This is a genomic window from Ferruginibacter sp. (genome assembly GCF_049840995.1).
Taxonomy (GTDB): Bacteria; Bacteroidota; Bacteroidia; order Chitinophagales; family Chitinophagaceae; genus Ferruginibacter.
The window spans coordinates 112,355-138,690 of record NZ_JASGIP010000007.1 but is presented as its reverse complement, the minus strand read 5'-3'; the positions used below and the strand labels follow the sequence as shown (position 1 = coordinate 138,690).

The following is a 26,336-nucleotide window of genomic DNA, read 5'->3' as shown; positions in this document are numbered from 1 at the left end:
TGAATAATTGATAGCAGCTCACAGTATCGCACTAAGGCAATACTTAATTCTTCATTCCAACAAATCCTCCCAGGCCGAATATTTTCTTAATATCGGTTCCGCTTTTTTTATCTACGATCACAGGGCCATTCATTAAAAAGATAGTTGGGTTAGCCCTTGCTGCAGTTTTTATTGCCGTACCATCGCAAATGAAAACCGGGATATCTGCATTAAGAAAGGATTGAATTTCTTTTACTGATGCTGCTGTGATCACATACACGGGTAATCCCGCCACTTTTTTCTCCTGGTTATAAATGCTTTTAAAATATTTCACCCATGCTGCGTCTGTATCCTTTGGTATATCCTTTATAAATAACAAATAGTATTTACCCTGCTGATTTAAAATATCCTCAGTTGTATCATTACCGCTTGCTGTGGTAAAAGTAAAATCATTGATCAATGGTACATTGTTCTTCCCTTTCTGTATCAGTATCTCTTTTCGTTCCAGGAATTTCCAGCTGCTGTCGGGCAAAGCAGTTACCTTGAATTCTTTTTTCTCACCATTCTTTTCATAAAAAAAGCTGTACTCGTATTTATCCATCACGGCATCTTTCGGCATCTTGCGCAACTCCAAAATATTATTGCCCACTTTATACGGCAGGCAGTCTTTTACAGGTAAATGTTTCAATACATAAAACTGCAGTGCCAATACTGCTATCAATGACAGCAGCACCACAATGCCGCCCACCATTTTTTTAAATAAAGGCTGAATATATTTTTGTCCGAACAGCAGCAATATGATAAGCAGTGTGAGGATGATATCCTTGGTAAAGGTCTGTATCGGCGTAAGTGGTATACAATCGCCAAAGCAGCCGCAGGCCCTTATTTTGCCACTGAATAAAACATAAGCAGTTAAAAAAGTAAAGAACAGGGTAAGCAGGAACAATAACCAAACCGTTAATCTCTTACACCAGCCCATCAGCAGGGCCACACCCAGCACCACTTCCAGCGTGATCATAAATATGGAAAAACCGGTGGCATATACATGCAGCCAGTCCATCAGGCTTTTAAAATAACCGGCATCTGCCCATACTTCAAAAAACTCCTGCATCTTATACGCCAGCCCCAACGGATCAATGGCTTTTACCAGGCCGGAAAAAATAAAAAGCCCTCCCACTAAAATGCGTGCAATGCTGACTGTTACTTTCATAAATATCTTAAACTAATTTTTAACTTTCGCTTCAATCAACTTTCAACCATCAACTTTGAACTTTCAACTATGAACCATGCACCCCTTCTTCGATCAATATCAACCCAAACACCGCATAATTGATAATATCATAAAAATTGGCATCAATGCCTTCACTTACGATCGTTTTGCCTTTATTGGCAATGATCTGTTTGATGCGTAAAATTTTTGCGAGTATAAGGTCCACAAAACTTTCCTGGCTCATATCCCTCCATGCTTCTCCGTAATCATGATTTTTATCGAGCATTAAGTTCTTGGCGTTGCTGATCTTTTCTTCGTACAGTTTTTGTACCGTTGCAACAGGCAGTTCTTCCACTTCATCGTTGGTAATATCCAGTTGTATCAGCCCGATGATACCATAATTCAGTATGCCTTTGAATTCGCTCAGTATATCATCCCCTATTTTCTGTTCGCCTTTTTCCTGTATGGTGCGGATGCGTTTGGCTTTGATGTAGATCTGATCGGCAACGGAAATGATGCGGTAAACCCGCCACGAAGTACCATAATCAGCCGTCTTTTTTAAAAAAATGTCTTTACACGATGCCACAGCTGCATCATATTGTTGGTTCGTTGTCATCAGAAAAAAATCATTATTTAATGCCGTATCGCCTTTTGCAGCTATTGACGGTGGTAATTGTATCTTAGCTCAAAAATAACTGAATTCAACCGATGTTCGCCATAAACTGCAAAGGAAAAATTGTTAGCTGGGACGCCCCGCTGGTGATGGGCATCATCAACGCCACACCCGATTCGTTTTACAAAGGCAACCTGCAAGATGATATGCTGCAACTGGCCGGCCGCATGCTCTCGGATGGTGCAGGCATACTGGACATTGGTGGCCAGAGCACCCGGCCCGGCAGCGAAAGGATCACGGTAGAAGAAGAATTAAAAAGAGTGCTGCCGGTCATCAGCAGCATCCATCAAAAATACCCGGACGCACTTATTTCCATCGACACTTATTACAGCACTGTAGCCGCAGCAGCCGTGGAAGCCGGCGCCGGCATAGTGAATGATATCAGTGGCGGCAAAATGGATCCGTTAATGTATGCAACCGTTGCACAACTGAATGTACCCTACATCTGCATGCACATGAAAGGCACCCCCGGCAATATGCAGCAAGATCCGCAATACGAGGATGTGACTAAAGAAGTATTGGATTTTTTTATTGCAACGATCGATACCTGCACAAAGGCGGGTATAAAAGATATCATCATCGACCCAGGCTTTGGTTTTGGTAAAACGATCGAACATAATTTTTCGCTGCTGAAAAAACTGGAAGTGTTTCAAATGCTCCACCGGCCGGTACTGGCAGGCATTTCAAGAAAGAGCACGATCTATAAAACCCTGGGCACTACAGCTGACCAGGCTTTAAATGGCACCACCGTTTTAAATACCATGGCGTTAATGAACGGCGCCTCCATATTAAGGGTACACGATGTAAAAGAAGCAAAAGAAGCCGTAACACTGTTTACTGCTTATAAAAAAGCCCGCTGAATATGCAGCGGGCTTTAATTATCTTTTAATGATCCGTTTATTTTTTGGGAGCAACCGGTGCTGCACTCTGACCTTGTTGTTGCAGTTGTTTCTGCAATTCTTCCATCGCTTTTTGTTTGGCAATTTCCTGTTCCTGTCTCTTCTTCATCATATCGGTATACTGCGCCTGGGTAAGGATATCTGCTATAGAAATATCAAACACCAGGTTCTGGTTAGGTTTAATTTTATCACCGCTGCCTCTTTTACCATACGCCAGACCTGAAGGCACAAAGAATTTTGCTTTAGCGCCTTTCTTCAGCATTTTCAATCCATCCACCCAGCCCGGTATTACCTGCGGTGCAGCCATATTAACTGGATAGGGTTCCACATGCTGGAACGCAGAATCTGTATTGGAATCAAAAGTTTCGCCGGCAAATGTTTTACCTGTATAATTTACAAGTAATACCTGGCTTGAATCTGGTGTGTTACCGGTACCGGGATCCAGTATCTGTACATAAGTGCCTTTAGGGCTTTTTACAGCATTCGTAACATTGGTCTTGGTAAGGAAGCTGTCAATAGATTTATTGTCTTTAGCGGTTTGCTCAATAGCCAGCAGGGAATCTTTCTTTTGTACTGCAGCCACGTAGATCTTTTGTACGCTGTCTACCTGTTCCTTGGTTTGAAATACATTGGTAATGGTATACATCTGGTACAGGAACTGGCCTTTCTTCATAAAAGGTGCACTCTGGCCTTTTGCAATCAAAGTATCGGTAGATACTTTCAATATTATACTATCACCTACATGTACGTTTTTGAAAATTTCTTTAAAAGGTATAGGGAAATTTGCGGTATCATACAAACCATACTGTGGCATGCCTTCATCTGCAGTGCTGTATAAAAGACTGTCTTTATATTTTGCCACCACACTCATCTCCATAAAATTACCTGTTACTAATTTGGGGCCTTTTTTCACGCTTATTATTTTGTACTGCGATCCATCCTTCGCTTTTTTGAAAGGAGTGGTGCAGGCCGCCAACGTCAATAAGCAAATAACCGCTACATTAAAAGATTGTTTCATTGTTTATTATTATGTGTTTAAAATTGATAACTGCTTAACTGTTCTACATTTTCCTTCATGGCCTGTTTGAACTTTGCCACCACTTCTTCCAGCGGTTCTTTATTAAAGCCGCCTGCCGCATTAAAATGGCCACCGCCATTAAAATATTTTCTTGCAAATGTATTCACATCAAAACCACCCTTGCTGCGGAACGAGCTCTTGCGCTCCTCGCCCCTGTCGATGATAATGGCGGCTAATTTAATCCCTTTAATACTTAATGGAAAGTTAACGATACCTTCTGTATCACCGGTTCGCATATCGAATTTTACAAGATCCTGCTGCGGTATAGCGATCAGCGCCGTATTATATTCGTAAAAGATCTCCATACGGTTCAGCAATATATTGCCGATAAAACGGTAACGGTTCTCTAAAAAATTATCAAACAGTTCTTCGTGAATATGGCTGTGCTCCAGGCCACGTTCTTTTAGATTGGTCACCATTTTATGCACGCTGGCCGTGGTGGAAGGAAAACGGAACGAACCCGTGTCCGTCATGGTACCTGCATAAATGCATTCGGATATCTCGGGTGTGATCCTTTCTTCATTGCCGGAGTTGATGATAAAATCGTAGATCATTTCGGCGGTGGAACTTTTGCCGGTATCGCTGATGCCGTATGCAAACATTTCTGTTTGCGGCTCACGGTGATGGTCGATCAATATACGTTCTGCTTTTGCATGCGCCAGTTTCTCTTCCATTCTTTTGGTACGGCTGAGCGTATTAAAATCCAGGCAAAAGATCCATTCGGCTTCGGCAATGGCATTATTTGCCTTGTCGTTAGGCGATTCAAAATCCAGCACCGTCTTGCAACCCGGCATCCAGTTTAAAAAAGTGGCCCAGTTGGTAGGCGATATCACCGTGACCTGGTGCCCGAACTGCAGCAAAAAATGATACAGCGCCAGCGAAGAGCCCATCGCATCGGCATCGGGTTTCTGGTGCATGGTAATGACCACTTTACGTGGCTGGCTGAGCTGGGGAAATATGTTTTGTATCGGCTGCATAAATGAGGCGCAAAAGTAGGGGAAAACGGGGGATTTTAGATTGCAGGCTGGAGATTTTAGATTGCAGATTGCCGATTTTAGATTTTTTGAGCCTTACAGCGGTAAATTTTTTCACAAATCTGCAATCGCCAATCTAAAATCCCAAATCTAAAATCGCCAATCCAAAATCTGCAATCGCCAATCTAAAATCCCCAATCGTTCCCTATCTTTGCCGCTCAAAAAAACGATTCAATGAGTAACAGAACTTTCACAATGATCAAGCCCGATGCAACTGCAAAAGGAAACACCGGTGCTATTTTACAAATGATAAATGCAGCAGGTTTCAGGATAGTAGCCATGAAGATGACACAGCTGAGCGCACAGAAAGCAGGCGAATTTTACGCAGTACACGCTGAAAGGCCTTTTTATGGAGAACTGGTGGAATTTATGAGCAGGGGCCCTATCACAGCTGCAATACTGGAAAAAGAGAACGCTGTGGAAGATTTTCGTAAACTGATCGGTGCTACCAACCCGGCTAATGCAGAGGAAGGTACCATCCGTAAATTATATGCTGCTTCTGTAGGCGAAAATGCCGTTCACGGAAGCGACAGCGATGAAAATGCAAGGATCGAAGGAGATTTCTTTTTCAGCAAGCTGGAACAGTTTTAAGCCCCGCCAATATTTTATTACAAAATCCGGTAACGGATCGCTGCTCGTCAAACCAAACAATGTTGATGAATGCTATTAAATGAAAAGAGCCCCCTGAAAAATCAGCGGGCTGTTTCTTAACTAAAAGCACAAACAAACTACAGTTTAAGGTAAAAACGGTGTCTTATACCTATAACGCAAAAGTTTGGGCTATATTGCATTTGTAATTTATATGACAGCAACTCTTACGATCATCAGGTACCGGAAGCGCTTTATTTTCTTTGCCTTCCTGGCCATGGTATTATTCCGTTTCCCGCTCTGGTTCAATAAAAGATGCCGTTTCTGGAAGCTGATGGGCAGTGGTAAGAATGGCAGTTTTGATAAAAGGCCCGACCTGCAGCAATGGGCCATTTTTTCGGTTTCCAACATCAAATTCAAGCACGTACAGCTTAAGAATTACCGGGGCGAACTGCTGATACAGAAACTGTATGGCAAATTCATCAGCAGGTGGCTCAGCGCCTTTAATTGCGAGACCATTACCTACCTGCTGGAATCTGTGGAAGGCCATGGGCTGTGGGACGGCAAGACCGTTTTTGACGACCTGCCCAAAAAAGCCGAACTGGAAGGCCAGGTAGCAGTGCTCACCAGGGCCACCATCCGCCTTTCCAAACTCAAGCAATTCTGGAGATACGTAGATGGCGTGGCCGCAAAAATGGCCGAAGCAGATGGCTTTGTTACTTCCTATGGCATTGGCGAAATTCCCTGGATAAAACAGGCTACCTTCAGCATCTGGCAAAATACCGATGCCATGAAATTATTTGCCTACGGCGAAAAAGAACACCAGGAAGTGATACAAAGAACCCGCCGGGAGAACTGGTACAGTGAAGACATGTTTGTACGGTTTAAGATAACCGGTTGCATCGGCACTGTAAAAGGTGTTAACCCCCTAAAAGGTAAAATATGAAAAGCCTGTTGACCACTATTTTGTTACTGACAGCGACCTGCTGTTTTGCACAAAAAAATAAAACCTACAACGATTCGCTGAAAGCATACCAGCAGCAATATGTATCATCGCACGAAGTGGTAAAGGGCGGCGACCGTAAATACTTTCGTTTTTTTACAATAGATAAGAATTTTAAAGTGCTGTGCCGTTTTGAAAGATCGGCAGACACCAGTGTTGTAAGAATGAAAACCTCTGGTAAGACCATACCACAAAAAGATTTCAGGCGCTATGGTAAACTCATTTTTATCATTCACGATACCACCCTGCAACTCACGGTTTATCAATCCACACCGGTAAAGCAAAACGATCCTTATAAAGATTATCTTTTCATTCCCTTTACCGATCTCACCACTGGCGAAGCCACTTATGGCAGCGGCAGGTACATTGATATTTTTACAACAGATATCAAAAACAACGAAGTGGTAATAGATTTCAATAAAGCGTATAACCCTTACTGTGCGTACACCACCGGTTATAATTGCCCCATACCACCGCGGGAAAATTATTTGGCCATTGCCATCAATGCCGGAGAAAAAGCATTTGCAAAAGCAACTCATTAAAAACAAAAAGCCGTTTTATTGTAAAACGGCTTTTTAAATATCATTCTGTATCGGTTATAAACCACCGGGCATCTGCATCTGTTTCCTGTTCTTTGCCAGTGAAGGATCCATTTCAATCGCTTTATCACACATGGCCTGTCCCCTGTCCTTCTCGCCTTTTTTCTGAAAACACATACCGGCCTGGTACAATGCCTGTGCGTCCTTGGCATCCAGTTCCAGTAGTTTCTGGCAATAGTCCAGCGATTTATCATACATTTTGCGGTCGTAAAATGCCTGTGCCACATCACGTAACAGGTCTTTATTACCGGGCTTTCTTGCAATAAGCTCCTGCACTAATTTTTCACCTTTATCAAACTCACCGGAATAAATATAACTGAAGCCGAGGTTCTCATTAAAATCATTGGTAACGGTCAATCCCGCTGCAGCAGCTTTATTAAAATTGATCACGGCATTTTTATAATTCTCTGCAGTGTAATATAAAATGCCCAGTTCGTTGAACCACTGGCTGCGGCTGCCATCTGCCTGCACTGCTTTTTCGTAGAATTTAATGGCATTGGGCATTTGCTCCATTTCCATATAGCTGCGGCCCAGTGCATAGTTCGCATCCGCATCGGCCGGTGTTTTTGAAAGATAGGCCAGCAATGCTTTTTCTGCCTTTGCATAATCTTCCTGCTGGTATAGGCTTAATGCAGTGATTCTTTTCTGCATTGGCGCAATCCTTACATTTCTGTGCAAACTCAATGGCTTTTGCGTATTGCCTGTAACTGAAATATAAACTCATCAGCTCACCGATGGCAACACTGTTAGCTGGTTCCAGTTCGTTGGCCTTTGTAAAACTGGCTATTGCCACATCGGTCTTGCGCATTTCAAGATTGGCATAGCCGTTATCAATATAGGCGGCAGTGTATTGAGGATTCAGCTTGATGGCTTTATCAAAGTTCTTGGAGGCTGATAAAAAACGTTTCGCATTCTTTTCCTCTACTCCTTTCTGGTAGAAAAAAGCAGCGCTGTCCGTCTGCGCAAAGGATTGTGCTGAAACAAGGATGGTTAGTGCTGTTAAGAAGTTTTTCATATAAGGTATTTCGCAAAAATTATTCCGCTATTTAAGTACTATGGCTGCTAACGCAGGAAGGTGCACATTTATTTCGTACAATCCTGTTTTTTTATCCACCAGGTTCACTTCAATTTCAGGGTTGTACGTATCTCCTGTGCCCCAGTATTTTTTACTGTCGCTGTTGAACAGTTCCTGCCACGCCGCCTTGCCATATACATTGATCTTCCAGTTGTTACGCACCACGGGTGTCATGTTCAATATCACCAGTATATCGTCTTTCTTCTTCTTTCCTTTGCGGCGGTATACCATTACCGATTCCTGCCGGTGATTCAGGTCTATCCATTCAAAACCAGCTGTATCAAACTGCAGTTCGTGCAATGCGGGTTCGTCCCTGTACAAATGACAAAGATCCCTTACACATTCCTGCAGCATATTGTGGCAATCAAACTGCAGCAGTTCCCAGTTCAGTTCACTTTTATAATTCCATTCGGCTGTCTGGCCAAATTCGTTGCCCATGAACAACAATTTAGCACCGGGATGTGTGAACATATAAGCGTATAAAAGCCGCAGGTTCGCAAATTTCTGCCATTCATCCCCCGGCATTTTATAGATCATCGGGCTTTTGCCGTGCACCACTTCATCATGGCTCAAAGGCAGCATAAAATTCTCGTCATAAAAATACATCATGCTGAAGGTGAACTTGTTCTGGTGATGCTGGCGGTACAATGGATCGAATTTGAAATAATCCAGGGTATCATGCATCCAGCCCATCATCCACTTCATACCAAATCCAAGACCACCCTCGGTAGTGGGTTTACTTATCTTGGGCCAGTCGGTGGCTTCTTCCGCAATTGTCTGTACATCCGGAAAATCGCGGTAGATCGTTTCGTTCAGGTGTTTCACAAATTCAATGGCTTCCAGGTTGCCGTTGCTGCCAAATGCATTGGGTTCCCATTCACCTTCTTTCCTGGAATAATCGAGGCGCAGTATAGAACTCACTGCATCCACCCTGATACCATCGATATGAAATTTATCGAACCAGTAGCGGGCGCCGCTGATCAAAAAAGATTTTACTTCTCCCCTGCTGTAATTAAAAATATAACTGTTCCAGTCCGGGTGAAAACCCTTGCGCATATCCGCATATTCGTAGGTGTGCGTACCATCGAACATGAACAGGCCGTGTGCATCATAAGGAAAATGCGAAGGCACCCAGTCCAGTATCACACCAATATCGTTTTGATGAAAGGCATCCACCATGGCGGCAAATTCTTCGGGTGTGCCAAACCGTGAGGTAGGTGCAAAATAGCCCGTGCCCTGGTATCCCCAGCTGCCATCAAATGGATGTTCCATTACCGGCATCAGTTCCACATGTGTAAAGCCCATACCTTTTACATACGGTACTAAACGTTCGGTGATCTGGCTGTAGCTGTTCAGGCTTTCTTCATTATCTTTTACAGGTCGCATCCAGCTGGCCAGGTTCACTTCATACACACTCCAGGCTGAATCGAGTGCATTGTTCTTTTTTCTTTTTTTCATCCATGCGGCGTCATTCCAGCCGGGCTGCGTATTCCATGCAATGGAAGCCGTGTTGGGCCTCACTTCCCAGTAACCGGCATAGGGATCGCCTTTATCCAGCTGTATGCCTTTGTAACCAACTATATGATATTTATAAGCCTCTCCTTTTTGAAAATGCGGGATGAATCCTTCCCATATCCCCGACCCGTCCTGCCTTACATACAGGTTATGCGCCACCGGGTTCCAGCCGTTAAAATCGCCGATAACACTTACGGCAGTGGCATTAGGCGCCCATACTGCAAAATAAAAACCGGCTGTATCCAGCACCTTCATTGCATGATTGCCAAATTTGGTATAGGCATTATACAATGTACCTCTTTGATAATTGCGGATGTCTTCATCGGTGAATAAAGAATAATTCCACACCGGTTTTTCACTATCAACAAAATATTGTTCTTCGTATTTAACTGCTGTTGCCACTTTGCTTGTAGTTTTCTTTTTTATTATTTTCTCTTTTACGGCCTTCTTTTTAACCGTTTTCTTTTTTACCGCTGGTGATTGTGAAGTTGCCATTTATATAATCAGGTTGCAGGTGAGTGATTGTTTAAGCCGAATTTTGCTTTAACGTAAATTTAAGATTTGTAATTAAGGAATTACAATAATTATTACGACTTTTAACTAAGAATTTAGTTATTGCCATAAAAAACACAAAACCACCCTGTTTATGCTCAAATTACCTGCACTGCTGATAGGTATCTTCTTCAGCCTGTCAGCTCTCAGTCAAAACAACACTGTATCCGGGAATATCAAAGACGGTTCTGAAAAAAAGCCCATCAAAAATGCTGTAGTTACCTTGTTAACTGTAAAAGATTCCATCCTGCATCGTTTTGCACGTACGGATGAGAATGGAAATTTTGTGATCAAAAATGTAAAGCCCGGCAGCTATATATTAATGACCACACACCCCTATTATGCCGACCTGTTAGATAATATTGAAGTAAAAGCCGGCGAAACAAAAATTGGCGACCTGCTGGTAACCAGCAAGACCAAATTATTACAGGAAGTAATTGTAAAAAGCGGTAATCCTATACGTATCAAAGGAGATACCACCATTTATACAGCCGATAGTTTTAAAGTAAGCGCCAATGCCAACGTAGAGGAACTGCTGAAAAAACTACCGGGCATACAGGTAGATAAAGATGGAAAGATAAAAGCCATGGGTGAGACCGTGGAAAAGATATTGGTGGATGGTGAAGAATTTTTCGGCGATGATCCCGGTATGGCCGTTAAAAATTTAAGGGCCGATGCCGTAAAGGAAGTACAGGTATTTGATAAAAAAAGCGACCAGGCAGAGTTTACGGGTATTGATGATGGTAACAGTAAAAAGACCATCAACCTTAAATTAAAAGACGATAAAAAGAAAGGCTACTTTGGTAAGATAGATGCAGCAGGTGGCCCGCAAAAAGACATCGATGACCGCTATAATACCAATATAATGCTGAGTTCATTTAAGGGTAAAAGAAAGATCTCAGGCTTTGTGCTGAATGGTAATACCGGGCAAGATGGATTGAACTGGCAGGATATGGAAAAGTTTGGCGGCGATAATGATAATATGAGTATGAGCATGGATGATGATGGCGGCATTATGATGATGTGGCGTGGCGGCAGCAGTGATGATGAGCCTTATGTAAACACACAGAATGGTTTCATTAAAAACACCAATGCAGGTTTGCAATACAGCAATAAATGGAATGATAAACAAACACTGAATTTTTCGCCCAAGTTCAACAGCCAGATCTACGATAATAATAAAGGACAATTTACGCAGCAGCAGGTGGGTGATTCTTTGATCAATACCAACCAGGCCACTGCTACACACGTAAACCGTAATAATTTTAAGATCAATAGCTCTTACGAAGTGAAGCTGGATTCCAATAACACTATAAAATTCACTGCCAAGGCTAATTTCTATCATACGGAAAGTGAAGAGACCACTAATTCAACCACTGCGGGTGAAAAAGGGATTTTAAAGAATATCAGCAATTCCAATACACGTACCAATTCTGATAAAGAATCTTATTACGGCAGCATTTTATTTAAACATAAATTTAAAAAAGCCAGGAGAACGTTCTCACTCAATACCGACTGGAACCTGCTGAATACAGATGCCAACAACTACCAGAAATCCTACAACAATGATCTGTATAATAATGTTATACTGAACCTGGATCAGCAACGGATCAGTGAAAAGCAAACACAGAAATTTTCTGCAAGAGCGGTATATACAGAACCATTAAGTAAAAAATATGCACTGGAGCTTGCAGACGAAATATCGTTTAACAAAGGTACCAACGACCTGACCACTTATAACTATACTCCGGGCACCGGCAAGTATGATCAAGTAGTGGATTCCTTGTCGAATGAATTCAGGCAAAATATCACGGTAAACAAACCTTCTGTAAAGATCAGCTACAGTGATAAAAAGATAAAATTCAATTTTGGCAGTGGCTTTGCATTCACTCATTTTAATTTTACCGACGTTACTTATAATAAAGATTACCTGCGGAACTATACCAACTTCTTCCCTTCCGCAACATTTACGTATAGTTACAAGGCCAATCACAGTGTGCGTTTTAATTATAATGGTAATACTTCGCAGCCATCACTTAACCAGTTGCAGCCATTGCGTAACAACAGTGATTACTTTAATCAATACATTGGTAACCCCGATCTGAAGCCTTCCTTCAGCAATAACTTTAATCTTTCGCACAACAGTTATAATTTCCTGAAAGATGTTTGGTCGTACCAGTCACTGAACCTCCGTACCACCAGCAATTCCATCACTAATAACAGGACCATTGATGCCGGTAGTGGACGCACCACTACACAACCCATCAATACTGATGGCAATATTTCAATAAGCTTCTGGAGTGGTATCGGTTTTAAATGGAAGAAGCCAGAGATCAGGTTTAATTTTAACCCTAACTTTAGTTACAACAAATTTGCTGATGTTATCAACAGCAAAACAAGTTATTCCCGTACTTCAAATGCAGGCCTTTCAATTTATGTGTCAAAATCAAAAGACAAGAAATATGATCTTAGCGTGAGCAATGATTTTTCATTCAATCACAATAAGACCACGCAAAGTACAACTGTTAATAAATACTATACCAATACCAGCAGCGCTTATGCTACTGTTTATTACAAAAAAGTATGGTCCATCAGCACCGATTACAGCTACTTTGTTCGCCAGAAAACAGTGCAGTTCAATACCAATCTCAACAACAGTTTGTGGAATGCCAGGTTAAGCCGCACCTTTAAAAAAGATGAATTCACGGCTTACTTCCTGGTAAGGGATATTTTGAATCAGAATATTGGTATTGAAAGGGATTTTTACGGCAACACCACTTCCGAAACAAGGAACGACCGGTTAAAAAGATATTGCATGATCGGCTTTACCTGGAACTTTAAAAACAAAGGCGCCGCTACAAAATAATTTTATAACGCATTAATCATACAAAATGAAAAAAATAATTTACAGCATATTGATAGCACTGCTCATTTGCGGCAGCAGCTATGCACAACAGTTCATTGATAAAGCTGTTATTGAATACGAAGTAAAGACCAACGTTAAAAAAACGATCGGTAATGGTACCTGGGCAGAAATGCTGAAAGAGAATATGCCGCAATTCAAAACAGCCTATTTCAACTTCACCTTTGCAGATAATAAAAGTATCTACAAATTCAGCCGCTGGGATGAGAGTGCTAAAGTACCGGAGTTCCTGCGCCGCGGCGATGAAGAGAATATCTGGTATTTTGATTTTGTCAATGACAAATTCAGTATGCAGAAAGATGTAGTGGGTTCTAAATTTTATGTGTCTGATTCCATACCGCAAATTGAATGGAAGATATCCAACGAAAGCAGGCAGATTGCCGGTTTCAACTGCCGCAAAGCGGTTGGTAAAATAATGGACAGTGTATACGTGTTTGCTTTTTATACCGATGAGATCACTATTTCAGGAGGCCCCTGCTCTATCAGCGGTTTACCGGGCATGATACTGGGCCTTACCATTCCAAGAATGTACACTTCATTTATTGCCACCAAGGTAATGGTGAATGGCGTGAATGTAAGCGCCATCAAACCTGTGGAATCAAAAAAGCCTTACACAAATGCAGGTTTAAAGAAAACCATCAATGAAAGAATAAAAGAATGGACCAGCGAAGATGATGATGAGGACAGCAAGATGTGGAGGAACCAGTTTATCTGGGGTATTTTACTATAAAGAACCCTCTCAATAAAAAAGTCCCTCCTGGTATAATGGAGGGACTTTTTATTTACCGCAAGCGTGGTTATTTAGTCAATTCCAATACTTTGGTTTGGTAAGATCCTACTGCGATCGTATTCATATCGCCGCTGGTTTTTGCGATCACATCATTGTATTTACTGAAACCGCCGGTACGCTCAGTAAACTGGTCGAAATGAATGGTCTTTTCTGTCTTGCTCGTATTCATGATCACCATTACTGTTTGTTTGTTATCGTAACGGAAATATACATACACGCCATCAGCAGGCACATACTGCATCATTTTGCCGGTGGTTAATGCCGAAGATGATTTACGGAAATTGGCCAGCGTGGCCAGGTGCTGGTAAATGGCCTGGTCGGTTTGTGTTCTTCCTGCAATAGTGAATTTATTCACCGCATCATTCTTCCACCCACCCGGGAAGTCCAGGCGTACATGACCATCATTCGGGTTGGTGGTACCGGTAGTGGCAATTTCATCGCCATAATAAATTTCCGGTATTCCGCGGCTGGTGAGCAACCACGATAATGCCGACTGGTATTTATCCATGTTCTCATTCACCACCGAATAAAATCTCGACATATCATGATTGTCTAAAAAGATCACCTGCCTTGTGGGATCTTTATACACATAATCCTGCGCCAATGTAGTGTATAAATTATTCACGCCATCGGTCCAGCCAAAATCCTTTGTCATGGCATCGCTGATACCCCACAGGGTTTGAAAATCGGTGGAAGCCTGCAGGTTGCTTTTAAAAGAGATATTATAATTATTCTGTACAAAATAACTTTGGTTAGGCACGCCATGCACCCATGTTTCACCGAACATGGTCAGCTGGGGATATTCATCCATCAGTGCTTTGTTGCAGCGATTCATGAATTCAAGATCGTTGTAAGCATAGGTATCAATACGCCAGCCATCAATACCAAAATTTTCCACCGTCCACACAGCATGTTCAATTAAAAAATTGGCCACAAAGGGATTATTCTGGTTCAGGTCGGGCATTTGCCGGGTGAACCATCCATCAACCATTTGTTTTACATCTTTTTTACTGGCATAAGGATCAAACAATACCTGGTCTTTATAAGTAGTATTGGTATAATGATCCCATTGGTGCAGCCAGTCTTTCATCGGCAGATCCTGTACGGTGATGTGATACAGCCCTACGTGATTGTACACCGCATCCTGTATGATCTTCATACCTTTTGCATGTGTTGCGTCTATCAGTTCCTGGTAGGCCTTATCCCCTCCCAGCCTTGCATCAATTTTATAATGATCGGTAAAGGCATAACCATGTTCTGTCCGGTCGGGCATATCATTTTCCAGCACAGGGTTCAGCCAGATAGTAGTAACACCGAGTTGCTGCAGGTAATCCAAATGATTTTGTACCCCTTTCAGATCGCCACCATGGCGGTTAAACACGGTATCCCTGTTCAGCGACTGGTCCCGCATGCCGGCAATACGGTCATTGCTTTCATCCCCATTGCTGAAACGGTCAGGCATGATGAGGTAAATAAAATCCCGGGAGGTTACTCCCTGCGCATAGTCCTTACCGTTATTTTTCCTTCTTGCTTTCAGCTCATACTCAATAGTGATATCTCTTAAAAAAGGAAAATTGAATTTGCAGGGCTTTGCAGTGGCATCAATGGCAATATCCAGGAAGACATAATTGGGATTCTCCACCCTTGTAATGGCCATCAAATTCACGCCCGTGGCCAGTTTGGTGCCCTTAGGTCCCATTTTTATCATAGGGAAATGATCAGCTACTTTATCGCCGTGCACCATTACCTGTATCTTATTCATCTTCATGCCCACCCACCAGTTGGTGGGATAGCATTGATAACCATTACTGGTTTGTGCAAAAGAGCCTGTAAAAAATACATAGCAACAGGCTGTCAAAAATATTTTTTTCATACACTCAGTTTTTATCCTCATCTTTTACGATCAGTGTAAGTAAACCTGCCAGTATCATACTTACGCCGCCCAGTGCAATAGTGTTGAGCGTGTTGGCATGAAATACCTTCATTGTAAAGAAACCAAGAATACCAGCAGCTACTATCTGCGGAATTACGATAAAGAAATTGAATACACCCATGTAATAACCCATCTTGTTTGCCGGCAGTGCATTAGACAGCATGGCATAAGGCATTGATAAAATACTGGCCCATGCAATTCCTACCATCGCCATCGACAGGATGATCATAGTGGGGTTTGTGATAAAATAGATGGATAAAAGTCCTGCACCGCCTATTATCAAACAGATCATGTGGGTGATCTTGCGGTTGGTGCGGTAGGCTATCAAAGGAATGATAAATGCAAATACAGCAGCCATACCGTTTCTTACTGATGAGCATACATTCAGCCAGTCGGCGCCATCATTGTATTCTTTCTGCACCCGTTTCAATTCTGCCTTATCTTCCGGCGATGTTTGTGTATTCAGGCTGTCGGAAAAATAATTGGCCAGATTCACTGATATCGCAACAGGATCTTTATCGTTGCGGTAGGTTTTTATTTCTTCAATATCACTCAAAAGCGAGTGCAGTGTTTTTTGTTTTTTGGCATCGGCTTTTATTTCATCTTTTGAAAGATCGCCTGTGGCCGCAGTTTCCATTTTGGTTACAAGCGCCTTGCTCACTTTCATATTATACTTGTTGGCCGTAACAGCATTGGTGGCGTATATCCACATAGAGAAAAGCGCAAACCAGGTAAAGAACTGCACAAAAGCCAGCTGCAGCATGGTTTTGGGCATCTTAAAAATGCCGCCAAAAGTTTCTTTGAAAGCATCACTAAAACTGGTATCCCTTTTTTCCTGTTTGAATTTTTCGATGTCTTCAGGTGGAAATTCTTTAGTGGTAAACACTGTGTACATCACTGCACTTAAAAAAGCAAAGCCGCCCAGGTAGAAAGACCATTTTACGGAAGGCGGTATCTTACCAGCTTCTGCCACATTACTTACATGAAACCAGTTGGTGAATATCCAGGGCAACAGGGCTGCAATAACGGAGCCCACACCAATAAAAAAACTCTGCATGGCAAAACCCGAAGTACGTTGCGATGGTGGTAATTTATCCCCCACAAAAGCACGGAAAGGCTCCATTGAGATATTGATAGATGCATCCAGTATCCACAGCATACCACCTGCTATCCACAGCGCCGGCGAGTTGGGCATGATGAATAATGCAATGGTGGCCAGTATAGCGCCAATGAAAAAAAAGGGTCTTCTTCTGCCCCAGTAAGGATGCCATGTTCTATCGCTTAAATAACCAATGATAGGTTGTACCAGCAAACCGGTAAGGGGCGCTGCTATCCATAGAATGGGAATCTCGTCTTTATTGGCACCCAGGGTTTCAAATATGCGGCTTACATTGGAGTTCTGCAATTCAAAACCGAACTGGATTCCAAAAAACCCAAAGCTCATATTCCACAGGTCCCAAAATGATAATTTATTCTTTGGCTGAAGATCGGGAGAAGACATAGCAATCGTTTAGTTTTTCGTTAATTGTGTACAAAATACACATTTTTGAAATACCACAAAAAAAACATTCGCAGGAGCGAATGTTTTGGTATGGTTTGGTGATTTTATGTAATTTATATGACAAATCCGTCGGGTAAAACCGCCCCTTTCTTCAACACAACGATACCGTCTTTTACTACATACAATGAATGATCGGCATCGGGCAAATGCGGTCCGCCATTGATACGCACATCATTACCAATGCGGCAGTTCTTATCAATGATCACGTTTTTAATATAGCAACGGTCGCCAATGCCGAGTTTGGGCAGGCTTCTTTCCAGGTTATGGGTCAGCTCTTCCAGCGTTTCATAATAATCACTACCCATCATATAACAGCTTACCATGGTGCTGCCCTGGCCAATACGGCTGCGGATGCCCACTACACTGTTCTCAATACGGCTGGCATTAATGATACAGCCTTCCGCAATTAGTGTACGCTCCAGCGTTGTGCCGCTTATTTTTGCAGGCGGCAGCATACGTGCCCTACTGTACACCACGTTGCGGTTATCAAATAAATTGAACAATGGTATTTCCAGCGTTAATGCCAGGTTGGCTTCAAAGAAAGAATAGATATTTCCAATATCGGTCCAGTACCCTTCGTACTGGTAACTTACCACTTTATGTTTATCGATAGAAGATGGTATGATCTCTTTACCAAAGTCGGTCGCATCCTTACGGTCTTTCTCCAGCAGGTCGAACAATAATTTACGGTTGAAGATGTAGATACCCATCGATGCCAGGTAATTCCTGCCCTGGCGCTGCATATCGGCACCGGTATCGCTTACCCATTCGGGTAATAATTCTTTTTTGGGCTTTTCTATAAAGGAAGTGATCAGGTTCTCTTCATTGGATTTCAATATACCAAATTCCGGTGCTTCCCTTTCGCCGACAGGTATGGTGGCAATGGTGATATCTGCACCCAGCGCTGCATGGTTATCGATCATCTTGGCAAAATCCATCTGGTACAACTGGTCACCACTTAATATCAGCACGTACTCGAAGTCGTTATTGCCGATATGTTTTAGTGATTGCCGTACCGCATCGGCCGTTCCCTGGAACCAGCCCAGGCTATCCGGCGTTTGCTCGGCTGCCAGTATATCCACAAAACCTTTACTAAAAGCACTGAATTGATACGTGTTCTTGATATGCTTATTCAGCGAAGCAGAATTGTACTGCGTTAATACAAACATGCGGTTAATGCTTGAATTGATGCAGTTGGAAATGGGAATATCCACCAGGCGGTATTTACCCGCAATTGGTACCGCAGGTTTGCTACGGGTGGATGTAAGGGGGTAAAGGCGGGAACCGGCGCCACCACCCAGTATTACGGCTACTACAGATTTTGTGTCCATAATTATAAATTAATTAATAATGATATAATTAATAATGAATAATAAAATACAATTATCTAGATTTTGAGGTCTTGATGCTTGCAGTTAACATCTTTATCAGTTCAATGCAATCGTTATTAAGGGAATTGAACATTTTCATTTGAAGGTAGTCTGTTTTATGCAGCAATCTTAACCAATACCTCGTTTCATTTGCTTCCTTAAGCGAAATAGCCAGCTTAGCTGTGAAATCTTTTTTTGAACTGCCATATTCACTTTCCATTATTAAAGCCCCGATCGCAGTTCCGCTTCTCACTATTTGTTTCGAAAGAATATATTTATCAAACTCCTTTTTTAAATACTTGTGTAGTTTTACGATCCTCACAGCAAAATCAAAACTCTTTTCAGCCAAAACATTAGGGTTCATAAATTTAATACGATATTGAAATTAAGCATTAATCACTATCAATTATTCACTATTCATTAATCATTATTCATTTTATAAAATTGATTCATAAAGTTCAATGTACCGTCCTGCACTTACTTCCCACCCATTATCTATCTGCATCATTTTTTTTCTTAACGCGGTCATTCTTTTTTTGTCGGCATATAATTCCACTGCACGGTACACCGAATAAGTGATATCCCCTACCGTAGCTGTATTAAATCTTATGCCAAAGCCGCCTTCATCACCGATATCTATCACTGTATCTCTTAGCCCGCCGGTACTGCGTACAAGCGGCATAGTGCCATAGCGCAATGCGTACATCTGGTTCAGTCCGCAGGGCTCCACCCTGCTGGGCATTAATAAAAAGTCTGCCCCGGCATACATCAGGTGCGCCAGCTTTTCGTTATAACCTATCTGGGAATTATAAAAACCCATCAGGCTGCTCCGCATCATTTCCAGTTGTCCTTCTACCGACGGATCGCCACTGCCCAATATCAAAAAATTCATCCGGCCATTGATATGATAGACAGAATCATTGATAGCCTGAGGCAATAATTCCGCAGCTTTTTCCCCCACCAGGCGGCCGATAAAAATAAACAGCGGCTTCTCAATATCCAGTCCAAAATCATCGCACAGCTTTTTCTTGTTCAGTTTTTTACCTGCATCCACATCCTTACTACTATAGTTGTCTAAAATATAGGTATCAGTTGCACTGTCCCATACTTTATTATCAATTCCGTTGAGTATACCAATACATTTACCCTTTTCATATTCAAATAAAGCTTCCAGGCCATTGGCATTGTACTTCAGTTCGTCCATATAGCTGGGACTAACAGTAGTAACCCTTAGTGCACATTTTATGCCCGAAGCCAGCGGGTTGATGGTATCATTCCAGTCCAGCTTGCCCCATTGCCAGCTGTCGTACGCAGGTATATAATTATTCTTATCCCAGCCCATCCATCCCTGGTATTGGGCATTGTGAATAGTAAGTACAGTTGGAATATCTGCCAGGTGCCGGTAGGCATAGCAGTTTTGCATCATGAAAGGAATAAGACCGGTATGATGATCGTGCACATGTACCACTCCCGGGCGGTGCTGCCAGCGGCTGATCCAGTCCACCACCGCTATCTGGAAGGCAGTGTATCTTTCAGAGTCATCATCATAGCCGTATATCTTTTCCCGGTTAAAAAGGCCGAATATATCAACACAATAAAGATCGAAACCCAGTTTATTGGTACTTTCTTTAATAATGGTGTAATCAAAATAATAATTACCCATATTAAAAGAACCTTTATGAACAGTATCCCAACTATTATCCAGTAAAAATTTAGTGCGGTGCATGGGCATCACTACTTTTGCAATATGCCCGAGTTCGTTCTGGTATTTGGGTAAAGCTCCTGCCACATCTGCAAGGCCGCCGGCTTTGGCGTAGGGGTAACATTCTGCTGTTACATGAAGTATTTCCATTATTAGCAATTGAGTAATCTTATTACAATTTAGGAAGTTTTGATTGATTTAACCAAATTATAAAAATATTAATCTACTATATGCCTGCTGCTATTTTATCCAGATACATTACACAATTCAATGATGATGTAGTAATGACGTAATGAAAATTTTTCTTCGTCAGTAAATTATTCTATTTTCAGGCACTTAAAACATAACGATATGCCAATTGAACAAAAAGACCTTATCTCACCATTGCCGGCAACAGACACTAACAAAACAAAATGGGGCCAGTTTGGTACCCTTGTAAGTGTATTCTTTTTCTGGGGATTTGTTGCTGCGAGCAATGATGTACTGATACCCGTATTCAAGGAAAAATTGAAGCTGGAACAATGGCAGGCTCAAATGGTTTCCTTTGCATTCTATGTGGCGTATTCTGTTGGAGCCTTGCTTTATTTTATGATCAGTAAAATATTAAAGCAGGATCTGTTGAATAAAATAGGTTACAAGAACGGTATCAGTATCGGCTTGATCGTTTCTGCAATAGGTACTTTATTATTTATACCCGCTGCAAGTACCGAATCTTTTGGTTTATTCATTTCCGGTTTATTTACAATTGGTTTAGGATTTTCCCTGCAACAAACTGCTGCCAACCCGATGGCTATTAATATGGGCAGTGCCAGTACCGGTTCGCAAAGGTTAAGTATGGCCGGCGGTGTAAATAATTTCGGCACCACTATTGGCCCGTTGATCGTTAACCTGGCCATCTTTGGTTCTGTTACATCATTAGTGGTTACATCTTTAAGCACGGTAAAAACACCTTACCTTATTTTAGGTGCTGCTTTTTTATTGGTGGCTGTTATCTTCTATTTTTCATCAGTACCCAATAAACTGGTAAGTAATACTGAGGAACTGGCCGAAGCAAAAAACACCTGGGTAGACCGTGGCACCCCTTTTAAATACCCGCAGTTGGTACTGGGTATGATCGCGATATTTGTTTATGTGGGAGTGGAAGTAAGTACTGCTGCTAATCTTCCTGAGTTCATGAAACAAAAACTGGGTACGGCTACAAGTGCCACTGCTCCTTATATCTCCTTGTTCTGGGCAAGTCTTATGATCGGCCGCTGGACTGCTTCTGCAGGTGCATTTGGTTTTAGCGAAGGCACCAAAAAAGTACTGCAGTTTTTAATGCCTTACCTGGCCTTTGGTGTATTCTTATTGGTGAATGCCATTGCTAAACACGATCTTCAACCTTTTTATGTGTATGCCGCAGTAATAGTTGCATTAATCATTGCCAACTTTTTAAGCATGGGTAACCCCGCCAGGCAATTACTGATATTCAGCATTTGTGGTATCATCGCTTTATTGATCGCGATCTTCTCCCCTGATTATAATGTGAGTGTATATGCCATCTGCAGTGTGGGTCTATTCTGCTCCACACTTTGGCCATGTATCTTTACACTGGCTATTTCAGGATTGGGCAAACATACCAGTGAAGGTTCCAACTTTTTGATCTTTATGATCTGCGGTGGTGGTATCATCAGTTTATTGCAGGGCTATTTATCCGGCGATCATCTTTTAGGTATCAGCTTCTCTTATTTTGTAGGTATCGCCTGCTTTGTATACCTGGCCTATTATGCCATAAAGGCTAAGAACGATCTTAAGGACCAGGGTATCGACCTGGATGAACTGAGTAAAGTAAAAGGTGGCGGTCATTAAACAAGTTCTATCATTTAATTCATAATTTAGCAATCCCCAAACTATTTTGGGGATTGACTTTTAAAACAGCTATATGGCAACAGCTTTGGAACAATTAGTAATTGGTATTGATATCGGCGGCACCGGTACCAAGTTTGGTATTGTAGACCGTGTGGGTAATGTTTTATTCAGCAGCGAGATCTCTACCAAAAAACATGCTACCGTAGATAGTTTTATAGATGATCTGTATGAGGCGCTTTCTGAACTGATCCAGAAAAGCGGTGGTACCGGTCGCATCAAAGGCATTGGTGTTGGCGCTCCCAATGGTAATTTTTATACCGGCACTATCGAATACGCCCCTAACCTGCCGTGGAAAGGCATTATACCGCTGGCCGAATTGCTGGAAAAGAAATTCAGGTTGCCGGTTACATTGACCAACGATGCCAATGCAGCCGCCATTGGCGAAATGATGTATGGTGCTGCGCAGGGCATGAAAGATTTTATCATGATCACCCTCGGCACGGGCGTGGGAAGTGGTATTGTGGCCAACGGACAATTGATATACGGTCACGATGGTTTTGCCGGTGAACTGGGACATACTATTGTAATACCCGACGGACGTTATCACCAGGGTACCGGTAAAAAAGGGCCGCTGGAAGCCTATGCATCGGCAACGGGTGTACGATTAACAGCTATTGAATTATTGAACAAAACAGATGAACCCAGCTTATTGCGAAAAGTGCCCGAAGATCAATTGGACTCCAAAGCAGTGTATGATGCCGCTATACAAGGCGATAAAATAGCGCTGGAGATATTTGAATTCACCGGCAAGATACTCGGACTTTCATTGGCCAATGCCATCATGTTCAGCAGTCCCGAAGCTATTGTATTATTCGGCGGCCTTACCAAGGCAGGCGATTTTATATTAAAACCCACCAAGCAACACATGGAAGAGAATCTGATACAGGTATTCCAGAATAAAGTGAAGATACTGGTGAGCCATTTAAAAGAATCGGATGCAGCGATATTGGGCGCAAGTGCGCTGGCATGGGAGAAATAATAAACATTGGTTATATTGATCATTATAAGCCGGTTAGTTGACCGGCTTTTTTATTACTGCGGATAAAACTTTTCCTTCACTTCCACCTTCGTTCCTCTTGAACTATCAATATAAGTGGCGATAAAAATATAATTGGTATCCAGCTGTACAACGTTATAGAGTCTTTTAACGCTGCCATCGGCCAATGTGAGTTTTAATTTAGTATCATGCTCTAATAGATCCCAGCGCCCATTTTCTATTAAAAATGGCTGGGTGGCATAGCAACTGGAATTACCCTGGTTCATTTCGTAATAACCATCCTTATCAAATTTATAAGCGTTATCCCTTGCGCAAGGCTGCAGGGTATTGAAACTGTTGGTTATAACGTTGGCAGGATTGTGCAACTCTTCTGCTTTTACCCAGCTGCGGCATAATATTTTTTTAGGCGCATATAAACTCTCATTGATCCAGTCGTCCAGCGTTTTGGCGCAGCCGGCCGTGATAAGTAATACGGTAATTATTATACAGGAGAAAGTAATATAAGCAGTCTTCATTTGATAAGCCCTGGTGGACTCAATAAAGATAATGCTTAGCAATGAAGAAAAATTGTTAAATCGTTTCAAAACAAAAAAACACCCATGCAAGATGGATGTTTCTTGTTTTTCCAGGTGGTCATAATTATTTTATCTTCAATACAGGTTTTAATTTGTAATCGCCTGCACCGGTTTGTATGATGGATAATGCTGCGTCAAAATCAATGATCAATGTTTCCAGTGTGGCAGCCAGTTTTTTATTCACCTTTATCTTTAAACCCGATTCTGAACCGCTCGGTATGGTCAATGGATATACAATACCGTTGGTGTCTTTAATACTGTTATTAGGTCCCAGTACAAAACGGATCTCTTTCACCACATCGTGCGGTAACGACAGGCTTGCTAAAACCGTATCCACACCGTTTTGGAAACCCAGTAAATTATATACACCTGCATGAGTAGGCATGCTTACCCAGCCATTATTACTCAATGTATCATCGCTGAATTTTACATTTACTTCATGAATGTCTACGTTCACTTCGGCCAGGTTAGTAGGACCATCGGTCAAACGCACCTGTAAAGTGGATGTACCATTATCATCACTATTTTTTGAGCAGGAAATGAAGGCGAAAGTGCCGGCTAAAAGCAATGCGGCAGCGAGTAGAATGGTATTTTTTTTCATATCAATTGGTTGTTGCTCCAAGAGAAGAAAAAACTATGCCAAAAATCGGCCTAACAGCTTTTACGGTCATTTAATTATGAACACAGCAGGAACCGGCCGCTCCACTCCTTTTTCGCTGGGTGTAATGGTTTCTTTGCCATTGATGAGCATACAACTGCTGCCGCCGCCGTCCAGGTTCAGTGCTTCCACGCAGCCAAGATCTTTTAATAATTGTGCCTGTTGTGTAAGTGTGGCGCCTTCTGCAATACCGGGATGACGGCCCTCAATTACCATAATGATCAGGCGGCCATCAGCCGTATAACCCATACAGGTGCGGGGGTGCTTATCATCAATGGCTTTACCGGCAAAACGTACTTCTTCGTTATTGGTGATCTTTACCTGTCCATCCTGTAACAGTACAGGCCCGCCTCCCACTGCCGTCTGCATTTTCCACTTATCTTTTATGCCCCGGCCTTTTTCTACTTTAGGTAAATGATGCAGCTCCGGTACAAACCTGTATTTGGATATCCTGGTAAAACTATCCTGTATCAATTCCGGTTTCCACTCAAAAGCAATGGGGTATTTAACCGTGCTGTCTGCAAATAACCAGGCCACGTCAGCTTTTCTTTTTTTAGAGATACCAAGAGCGCTGCCGGTGGGATGTTTATACTGGAAAGTATCTTTCCCTTTCATGGGTATGGTATGCGTATTATACTCCAGTATTTTACCGTCTTTCATTACCAGGTTCAGGCTGTGGTTGGTCTCATAACTGAAAAAACTGCAGTTCACAACCAGTAAAGGCCGGTCATTTTTTACATAAAACTGCAGCGGTGTTATCCTTCTGCCCCTGGTGGTATCGGTAGTAAAATTCAGATGCTTGTCCTTTAAAACGGCTTCGGCATAATAAGCAATAAACGGTTTTCCATCCAGGTTGTCGGTGCATTTATACACATGAAAATTGTTGGGCAATGGCTGAAAGGCGCTGTCCACATTCTCCCATTTTTGCTGCGCCTGCAAAGGAAGCGTTGCAATAAAAAAGACTGCTGATAAATAAGCCCCGGTAATGATCCGTTTCATTGAAATAGTTTTTTTAATAATACCACAATTCACTCCGCTTTTTTCCCTGCTCACTCCTTTTTGCTTTCTATAATATATCCGGCAAATTAAACTTGCATCATTAAAATTAGCGCATAACCTTTTTAATAAACAATTAAACTTTTAGTCATGTCATTCAAAACATTTTTTTTCAGTGCAATAGTAAGCCTGGGTTTTGTAACCACGCAGGCCCAGACTGCAATACCGGAAGGCTTTGCAAAAGGCAGTATCACTTTACCTAACAATACTGTGATCAACGGTTACATCAAAAACAATATCAAAAAATCGGCAGCAGTGGTATTCATGGATGAAGCAGGTACTAAAAAAACCTACGAAGGCAATGCCATCAATGGCGTAAGCATCAATGGCGATAATTATACCTGCATCAGCGGCGATTTTTTTAAAATCATCTGTGCCGGTAAACTCAATTTTTTACAAAAGGCCAGCAATGCTGCCGGCACCACCACCTACAATGGCAGCGAACCCGTTTTAATAGCCGGTACCGAAGGAAAACCAGGTGATTATTTCTCCTACACCAACAACCACCTTAAAATTCTCAACAAAAAAAGCATGGAATCTTTTATCAGCAACGAACTGAACGGTTGCAGCGCCGCTGTTGAAAAAGCCAAAGCAATCGATGGCGATATTGCCCGCTTAAAAGAAGCCGTTGATATTTACAACAGCAGCAGCAATTAAG

The 26,336-nt window shown here is 42.1% G+C and carries 24 protein-coding genes; 9 read left to right on the top strand and 15 right to left on the bottom strand.

The annotated features are described in order from the left end of the window. Positions 1–43: 43 nt before the first annotated feature. Both QM738_RS18995 and QM738_RS18990 read right to left on the bottom strand, forming a co-directional pair. The gene (locus QM738_RS18995) at positions 44–1,189 is read right to left on the bottom strand and encodes a BT_3928 family protein (protein WP_462278322.1); all 1,146 of its coding nucleotides are present in this window, start codon (positions 1,187–1,189) and stop codon (positions 44–46) included. Positions 1,190–1,256: 67 nt separating this feature from the next. Next, entirely contained in the window at positions 1,257–1,805 is a 549-nt protein-coding gene (locus tag QM738_RS18990; protein ID WP_462278321.1) for a DUF1599 domain-containing protein, read from the bottom strand. A 92-nt stretch (positions 1,806–1,897) separates the two neighbouring features. Between QM738_RS18990 and folP the strand changes: the two genes are divergently transcribed. After that, positions 1,898–2,722 carry a dihydropteroate synthase gene (folP, locus tag QM738_RS18985; RefSeq protein WP_462278320.1) on the top strand — a complete coding sequence of 275 codons (825 nt, stop codon included), beginning with the start codon at positions 1,898–1,900 and terminating at the stop codon, positions 2,720–2,722. 37 nt (positions 2,723–2,759) lie between these two features. Here the strand turns inward: folP and QM738_RS18980 are convergent, their stop codons facing one another. Further along, positions 2,760–3,779, bottom strand: coding sequence for an FKBP-type peptidyl-prolyl cis-trans isomerase (locus QM738_RS18980; protein ID WP_462278319.1), 1,020 nt, complete (start codon positions 3,777–3,779; stop codon positions 2,760–2,762). 17 nt (positions 3,780–3,796) lie between these two features. Then, positions 3,797–4,816: a DHH family phosphoesterase gene (locus QM738_RS18975; protein ID WP_462278318.1), complete on the bottom strand. Its 1,020-nt coding sequence runs from the start codon at positions 4,814–4,816 to the stop codon at positions 3,797–3,799. 231 nt (positions 4,817–5,047) lie between these two features. Here QM738_RS18975 and QM738_RS18970 point away from each other — a divergent pair, with 231 nt between their 5' ends. The 3 genes from QM738_RS18970 (at position 5,048) to QM738_RS18960 (ending at position 7,006) form a co-directional block, all read left to right on the top strand. Next, on the top strand, positions 5,048–5,464 hold the full coding sequence (locus QM738_RS18970; RefSeq protein ID WP_462278317.1) for a nucleoside-diphosphate kinase: 417 nt from the start codon (positions 5,048–5,050) through the stop codon (positions 5,462–5,464). A gap of 211 nt (positions 5,465–5,675) precedes the next feature. Beyond that, positions 5,676–6,407: a spheroidene monooxygenase gene (locus QM738_RS18965; RefSeq protein ID WP_462278316.1), complete on the top strand. Its 732-nt coding sequence runs from the start codon at positions 5,676–5,678 to the stop codon at positions 6,405–6,407. Next, on the top strand, positions 6,404–7,006 hold the full coding sequence (locus QM738_RS18960) for a DUF1684 domain-containing protein (RefSeq protein ID WP_462278315.1): 603 nt from the start codon (positions 6,404–6,406) through the stop codon (positions 7,004–7,006). The genes QM738_RS18965 and QM738_RS18960 overlap by 4 nt, the downstream gene beginning before the upstream one ends. Before the next feature lie 54 nt (positions 7,007–7,060). Here the strand turns inward: QM738_RS18960 and QM738_RS18955 are convergent, their stop codons facing one another. From QM738_RS18955 to glgB, 3 genes are read right to left on the bottom strand one after another with little or no spacing between them, the layout of a single operon-like run. Beyond that, positions 7,061–7,648 (bottom strand): tetratricopeptide repeat protein, encoded by a 588-nt coding sequence (locus QM738_RS18955; protein WP_462278669.1) that lies wholly within the window; start codon positions 7,646–7,648, stop codon positions 7,061–7,063. After that, positions 7,551–8,078: a tetratricopeptide repeat protein gene (locus QM738_RS18950; RefSeq protein ID WP_462278314.1), complete on the bottom strand. Its 528-nt coding sequence runs from the start codon at positions 8,076–8,078 to the stop codon at positions 7,551–7,553. The genes QM738_RS18955 and QM738_RS18950 overlap by 98 nt, the downstream gene beginning before the upstream one ends. Before the next feature lie 27 nt (positions 8,079–8,105). Next, positions 8,106–10,148 carry a 1,4-alpha-glucan branching protein GlgB gene (gene glgB / locus QM738_RS18945; protein WP_462278313.1) on the bottom strand — a complete coding sequence of 681 codons (2,043 nt, stop codon included), beginning with the start codon at positions 10,146–10,148 and terminating at the stop codon, positions 8,106–8,108. A gap of 151 nt (positions 10,149–10,299) precedes the next feature. Here glgB and QM738_RS18940 point away from each other — a divergent pair, with 151 nt between their 5' ends. Next, positions 10,300–13,071, top strand: a complete 2,772-nt coding sequence (locus QM738_RS18940) for an outer membrane beta-barrel family protein (protein WP_462278312.1) — start codon at positions 10,300–10,302, stop codon at positions 13,069–13,071. A 25-nt stretch (positions 13,072–13,096) separates the two neighbouring features. Next, positions 13,097–13,858, top strand: coding sequence for a GLPGLI family protein (locus tag QM738_RS18935; RefSeq protein WP_462278311.1), 762 nt, complete (start codon positions 13,097–13,099; stop codon positions 13,856–13,858). Positions 13,859–13,925: 67 nt separating this feature from the next. Here QM738_RS18935 and QM738_RS18930 read toward each other — a convergent pair whose 3' ends face one another. The 5 genes from QM738_RS18930 to QM738_RS18910 all read right to left on the bottom strand — a co-directional run bounded on the left by QM738_RS18930 (position 13,926) and on the right by QM738_RS18910 (position 20,634). Next, positions 13,926–15,791, bottom strand: a complete 1,866-nt coding sequence (locus tag QM738_RS18930) for an alpha-amylase family glycosyl hydrolase (RefSeq protein ID WP_462278310.1) — start codon at positions 15,789–15,791, stop codon at positions 13,926–13,928. A 4-nt stretch (positions 15,792–15,795) separates the two neighbouring features. Next, positions 15,796–17,352: an MFS transporter gene (locus tag QM738_RS18925; protein ID WP_462278309.1), complete on the bottom strand. Its 1,557-nt coding sequence runs from the start codon at positions 17,350–17,352 to the stop codon at positions 15,796–15,798. Positions 17,353–17,465: 113 nt separating this feature from the next. Then, positions 17,466–18,743: a glucose-1-phosphate adenylyltransferase gene (locus QM738_RS18920; RefSeq protein ID WP_462278308.1), complete on the bottom strand. Its 1,278-nt coding sequence runs from the start codon at positions 18,741–18,743 to the stop codon at positions 17,466–17,468. 52 nt (positions 18,744–18,795) lie between these two features. Beyond that, entirely contained in the window at positions 18,796–19,146 is a 351-nt protein-coding gene (locus tag QM738_RS18915) for a four helix bundle protein (protein ID WP_462278307.1), read from the bottom strand. Positions 19,147–19,218: 72 nt separating this feature from the next. Beyond that, entirely contained in the window at positions 19,219–20,634 is a 1,416-nt protein-coding gene (locus QM738_RS18910) for a glycogen synthase (protein WP_462278306.1), read from the bottom strand. A gap of 201 nt (positions 20,635–20,835) precedes the next feature. Between QM738_RS18910 and QM738_RS18905 the strand changes: the two genes are divergently transcribed. Then, positions 20,836–22,332 (top strand): MFS transporter, encoded by a 1,497-nt coding sequence (locus QM738_RS18905; RefSeq protein WP_462278305.1) that lies wholly within the window; start codon positions 20,836–20,838, stop codon positions 22,330–22,332. A 73-nt stretch (positions 22,333–22,405) separates the two neighbouring features. Continuing rightward, entirely contained in the window at positions 22,406–23,371 is a 966-nt protein-coding gene (locus QM738_RS18900; protein ID WP_462278304.1) for an ROK family protein, read from the top strand. 53 nt (positions 23,372–23,424) lie between these two features. Here QM738_RS18900 and QM738_RS18895 read toward each other — a convergent pair whose 3' ends face one another. The 3 genes from QM738_RS18895 to QM738_RS18885 form a co-directional block, all read right to left on the bottom strand. Continuing rightward, positions 23,425–23,946: a hypothetical protein gene (locus QM738_RS18895; RefSeq protein WP_462278303.1), complete on the bottom strand. Its 522-nt coding sequence runs from the start codon at positions 23,944–23,946 to the stop codon at positions 23,425–23,427. Between the two features lie 82 nt (positions 23,947–24,028). Beyond that, positions 24,029–24,565 carry a DUF4382 domain-containing protein gene (locus QM738_RS18890; protein ID WP_462278302.1) on the bottom strand — a complete coding sequence of 179 codons (537 nt, stop codon included), beginning with the start codon at positions 24,563–24,565 and terminating at the stop codon, positions 24,029–24,031. A gap of 66 nt (positions 24,566–24,631) precedes the next feature. After that, positions 24,632–25,621 (bottom strand): phosphodiester glycosidase family protein, encoded by a 990-nt coding sequence (locus QM738_RS18885; protein WP_462278301.1) that lies wholly within the window; start codon positions 25,619–25,621, stop codon positions 24,632–24,634. 147 nt (positions 25,622–25,768) lie between these two features. On the opposite strand from QM738_RS18885, the gene QM738_RS18880 reads away from it, so the two are divergent. Beyond that, positions 25,769–26,335: a hypothetical protein gene (locus QM738_RS18880; protein WP_462278300.1), complete on the top strand. Its 567-nt coding sequence runs from the start codon at positions 25,769–25,771 to the stop codon at positions 26,333–26,335. Position 26,336: the final 1 nt, after the last annotated feature.

Excerpts from the sequence above, each read along its gene's own strand:
- QM738_RS18995 (WP_462278322.1), bottom strand. The coding sequence starts at position 1,189 with ATGAAAGTAACAGTCAGCATTGCACGCATTTTAGTGGGAGGGCTTTTT.
- glgB (WP_462278313.1), bottom strand. The coding sequence starts at position 10,148 with ATGGCAACTTCACAATCACCAGCGGTAAAAAAGAAAACGGTTAAAAAG.
- QM738_RS18890 (WP_462278302.1), bottom strand. The coding sequence starts at position 24,565 with ATGAAAAAAAATACCATTCTACTCGCTGCCGCATTGCTTTTAGCCGGC.
- QM738_RS18905 (WP_462278305.1), top strand. The coding sequence starts at position 20,836 with ATGCCAATTGAACAAAAAGACCTTATCTCACCATTGCCGGCAACAGAC.
- QM738_RS18880 (WP_462278300.1), top strand. The coding sequence starts at position 25,769 with ATGTCATTCAAAACATTTTTTTTCAGTGCAATAGTAAGCCTGGGTTTT.
- QM738_RS18915 (WP_462278307.1), bottom strand. The coding sequence starts at position 19,146 with ATGAACCCTAATGTTTTGGCTGAAAAGAGTTTTGATTTTGCTGTGAGG.
- QM738_RS18900 (WP_462278304.1), top strand. The coding sequence starts at position 22,406 with ATGGCAACAGCTTTGGAACAATTAGTAATTGGTATTGATATCGGCGGC.
- QM738_RS18970 (WP_462278317.1), top strand. The coding sequence starts at position 5,048 with ATGAGTAACAGAACTTTCACAATGATCAAGCCCGATGCAACTGCAAAA.
- QM738_RS18885 (WP_462278301.1), bottom strand. The coding sequence starts at position 25,621 with ATGAAACGGATCATTACCGGGGCTTATTTATCAGCAGTCTTTTTTATT.
- QM738_RS18925 (WP_462278309.1), bottom strand. The coding sequence starts at position 17,352 with ATGTCTTCTCCCGATCTTCAGCCAAAGAATAAATTATCATTTTGGGAC.
- folP (WP_462278320.1), top strand. The coding sequence starts at position 1,898 with ATGTTCGCCATAAACTGCAAAGGAAAAATTGTTAGCTGGGACGCCCCG.
- QM738_RS18940 (WP_462278312.1), top strand. The coding sequence starts at position 10,300 with ATGCTCAAATTACCTGCACTGCTGATAGGTATCTTCTTCAGCCTGTCA.
- QM738_RS18980 (WP_462278319.1), bottom strand. The coding sequence starts at position 3,779 with ATGAAACAATCTTTTAATGTAGCGGTTATTTGCTTATTGACGTTGGCG.
- QM738_RS18910 (WP_462278306.1), bottom strand. The coding sequence starts at position 20,634 with ATGGAAATACTTCATGTAACAGCAGAATGTTACCCCTACGCCAAAGCC.
- QM738_RS18975 (WP_462278318.1), bottom strand. The coding sequence starts at position 4,816 with ATGCAGCCGATACAAAACATATTTCCCCAGCTCAGCCAGCCACGTAAA.
- QM738_RS18930 (WP_462278310.1), bottom strand. The coding sequence starts at position 15,791 with ATGAAAAAAATATTTTTGACAGCCTGTTGCTATGTATTTTTTACAGGC.
- QM738_RS18990 (WP_462278321.1), bottom strand. The coding sequence starts at position 1,805 with ATGACAACGAACCAACAATATGATGCAGCTGTGGCATCGTGTAAAGAC.
- QM738_RS18960 (WP_462278315.1), top strand. The coding sequence starts at position 6,404 with ATGAAAAGCCTGTTGACCACTATTTTGTTACTGACAGCGACCTGCTGT.
- QM738_RS18950 (WP_462278314.1), bottom strand. The coding sequence starts at position 8,078 with ATGAAAAACTTCTTAACAGCACTAACCATCCTTGTTTCAGCACAATCC.
- QM738_RS18965 (WP_462278316.1), top strand. The coding sequence starts at position 5,676 with ATGACAGCAACTCTTACGATCATCAGGTACCGGAAGCGCTTTATTTTC.
- QM738_RS18920 (WP_462278308.1), bottom strand. The coding sequence starts at position 18,743 with ATGGACACAAAATCTGTAGTAGCCGTAATACTGGGTGGTGGCGCCGGT.
- QM738_RS18935 (WP_462278311.1), top strand. The coding sequence starts at position 13,097 with ATGAAAAAAATAATTTACAGCATATTGATAGCACTGCTCATTTGCGGC.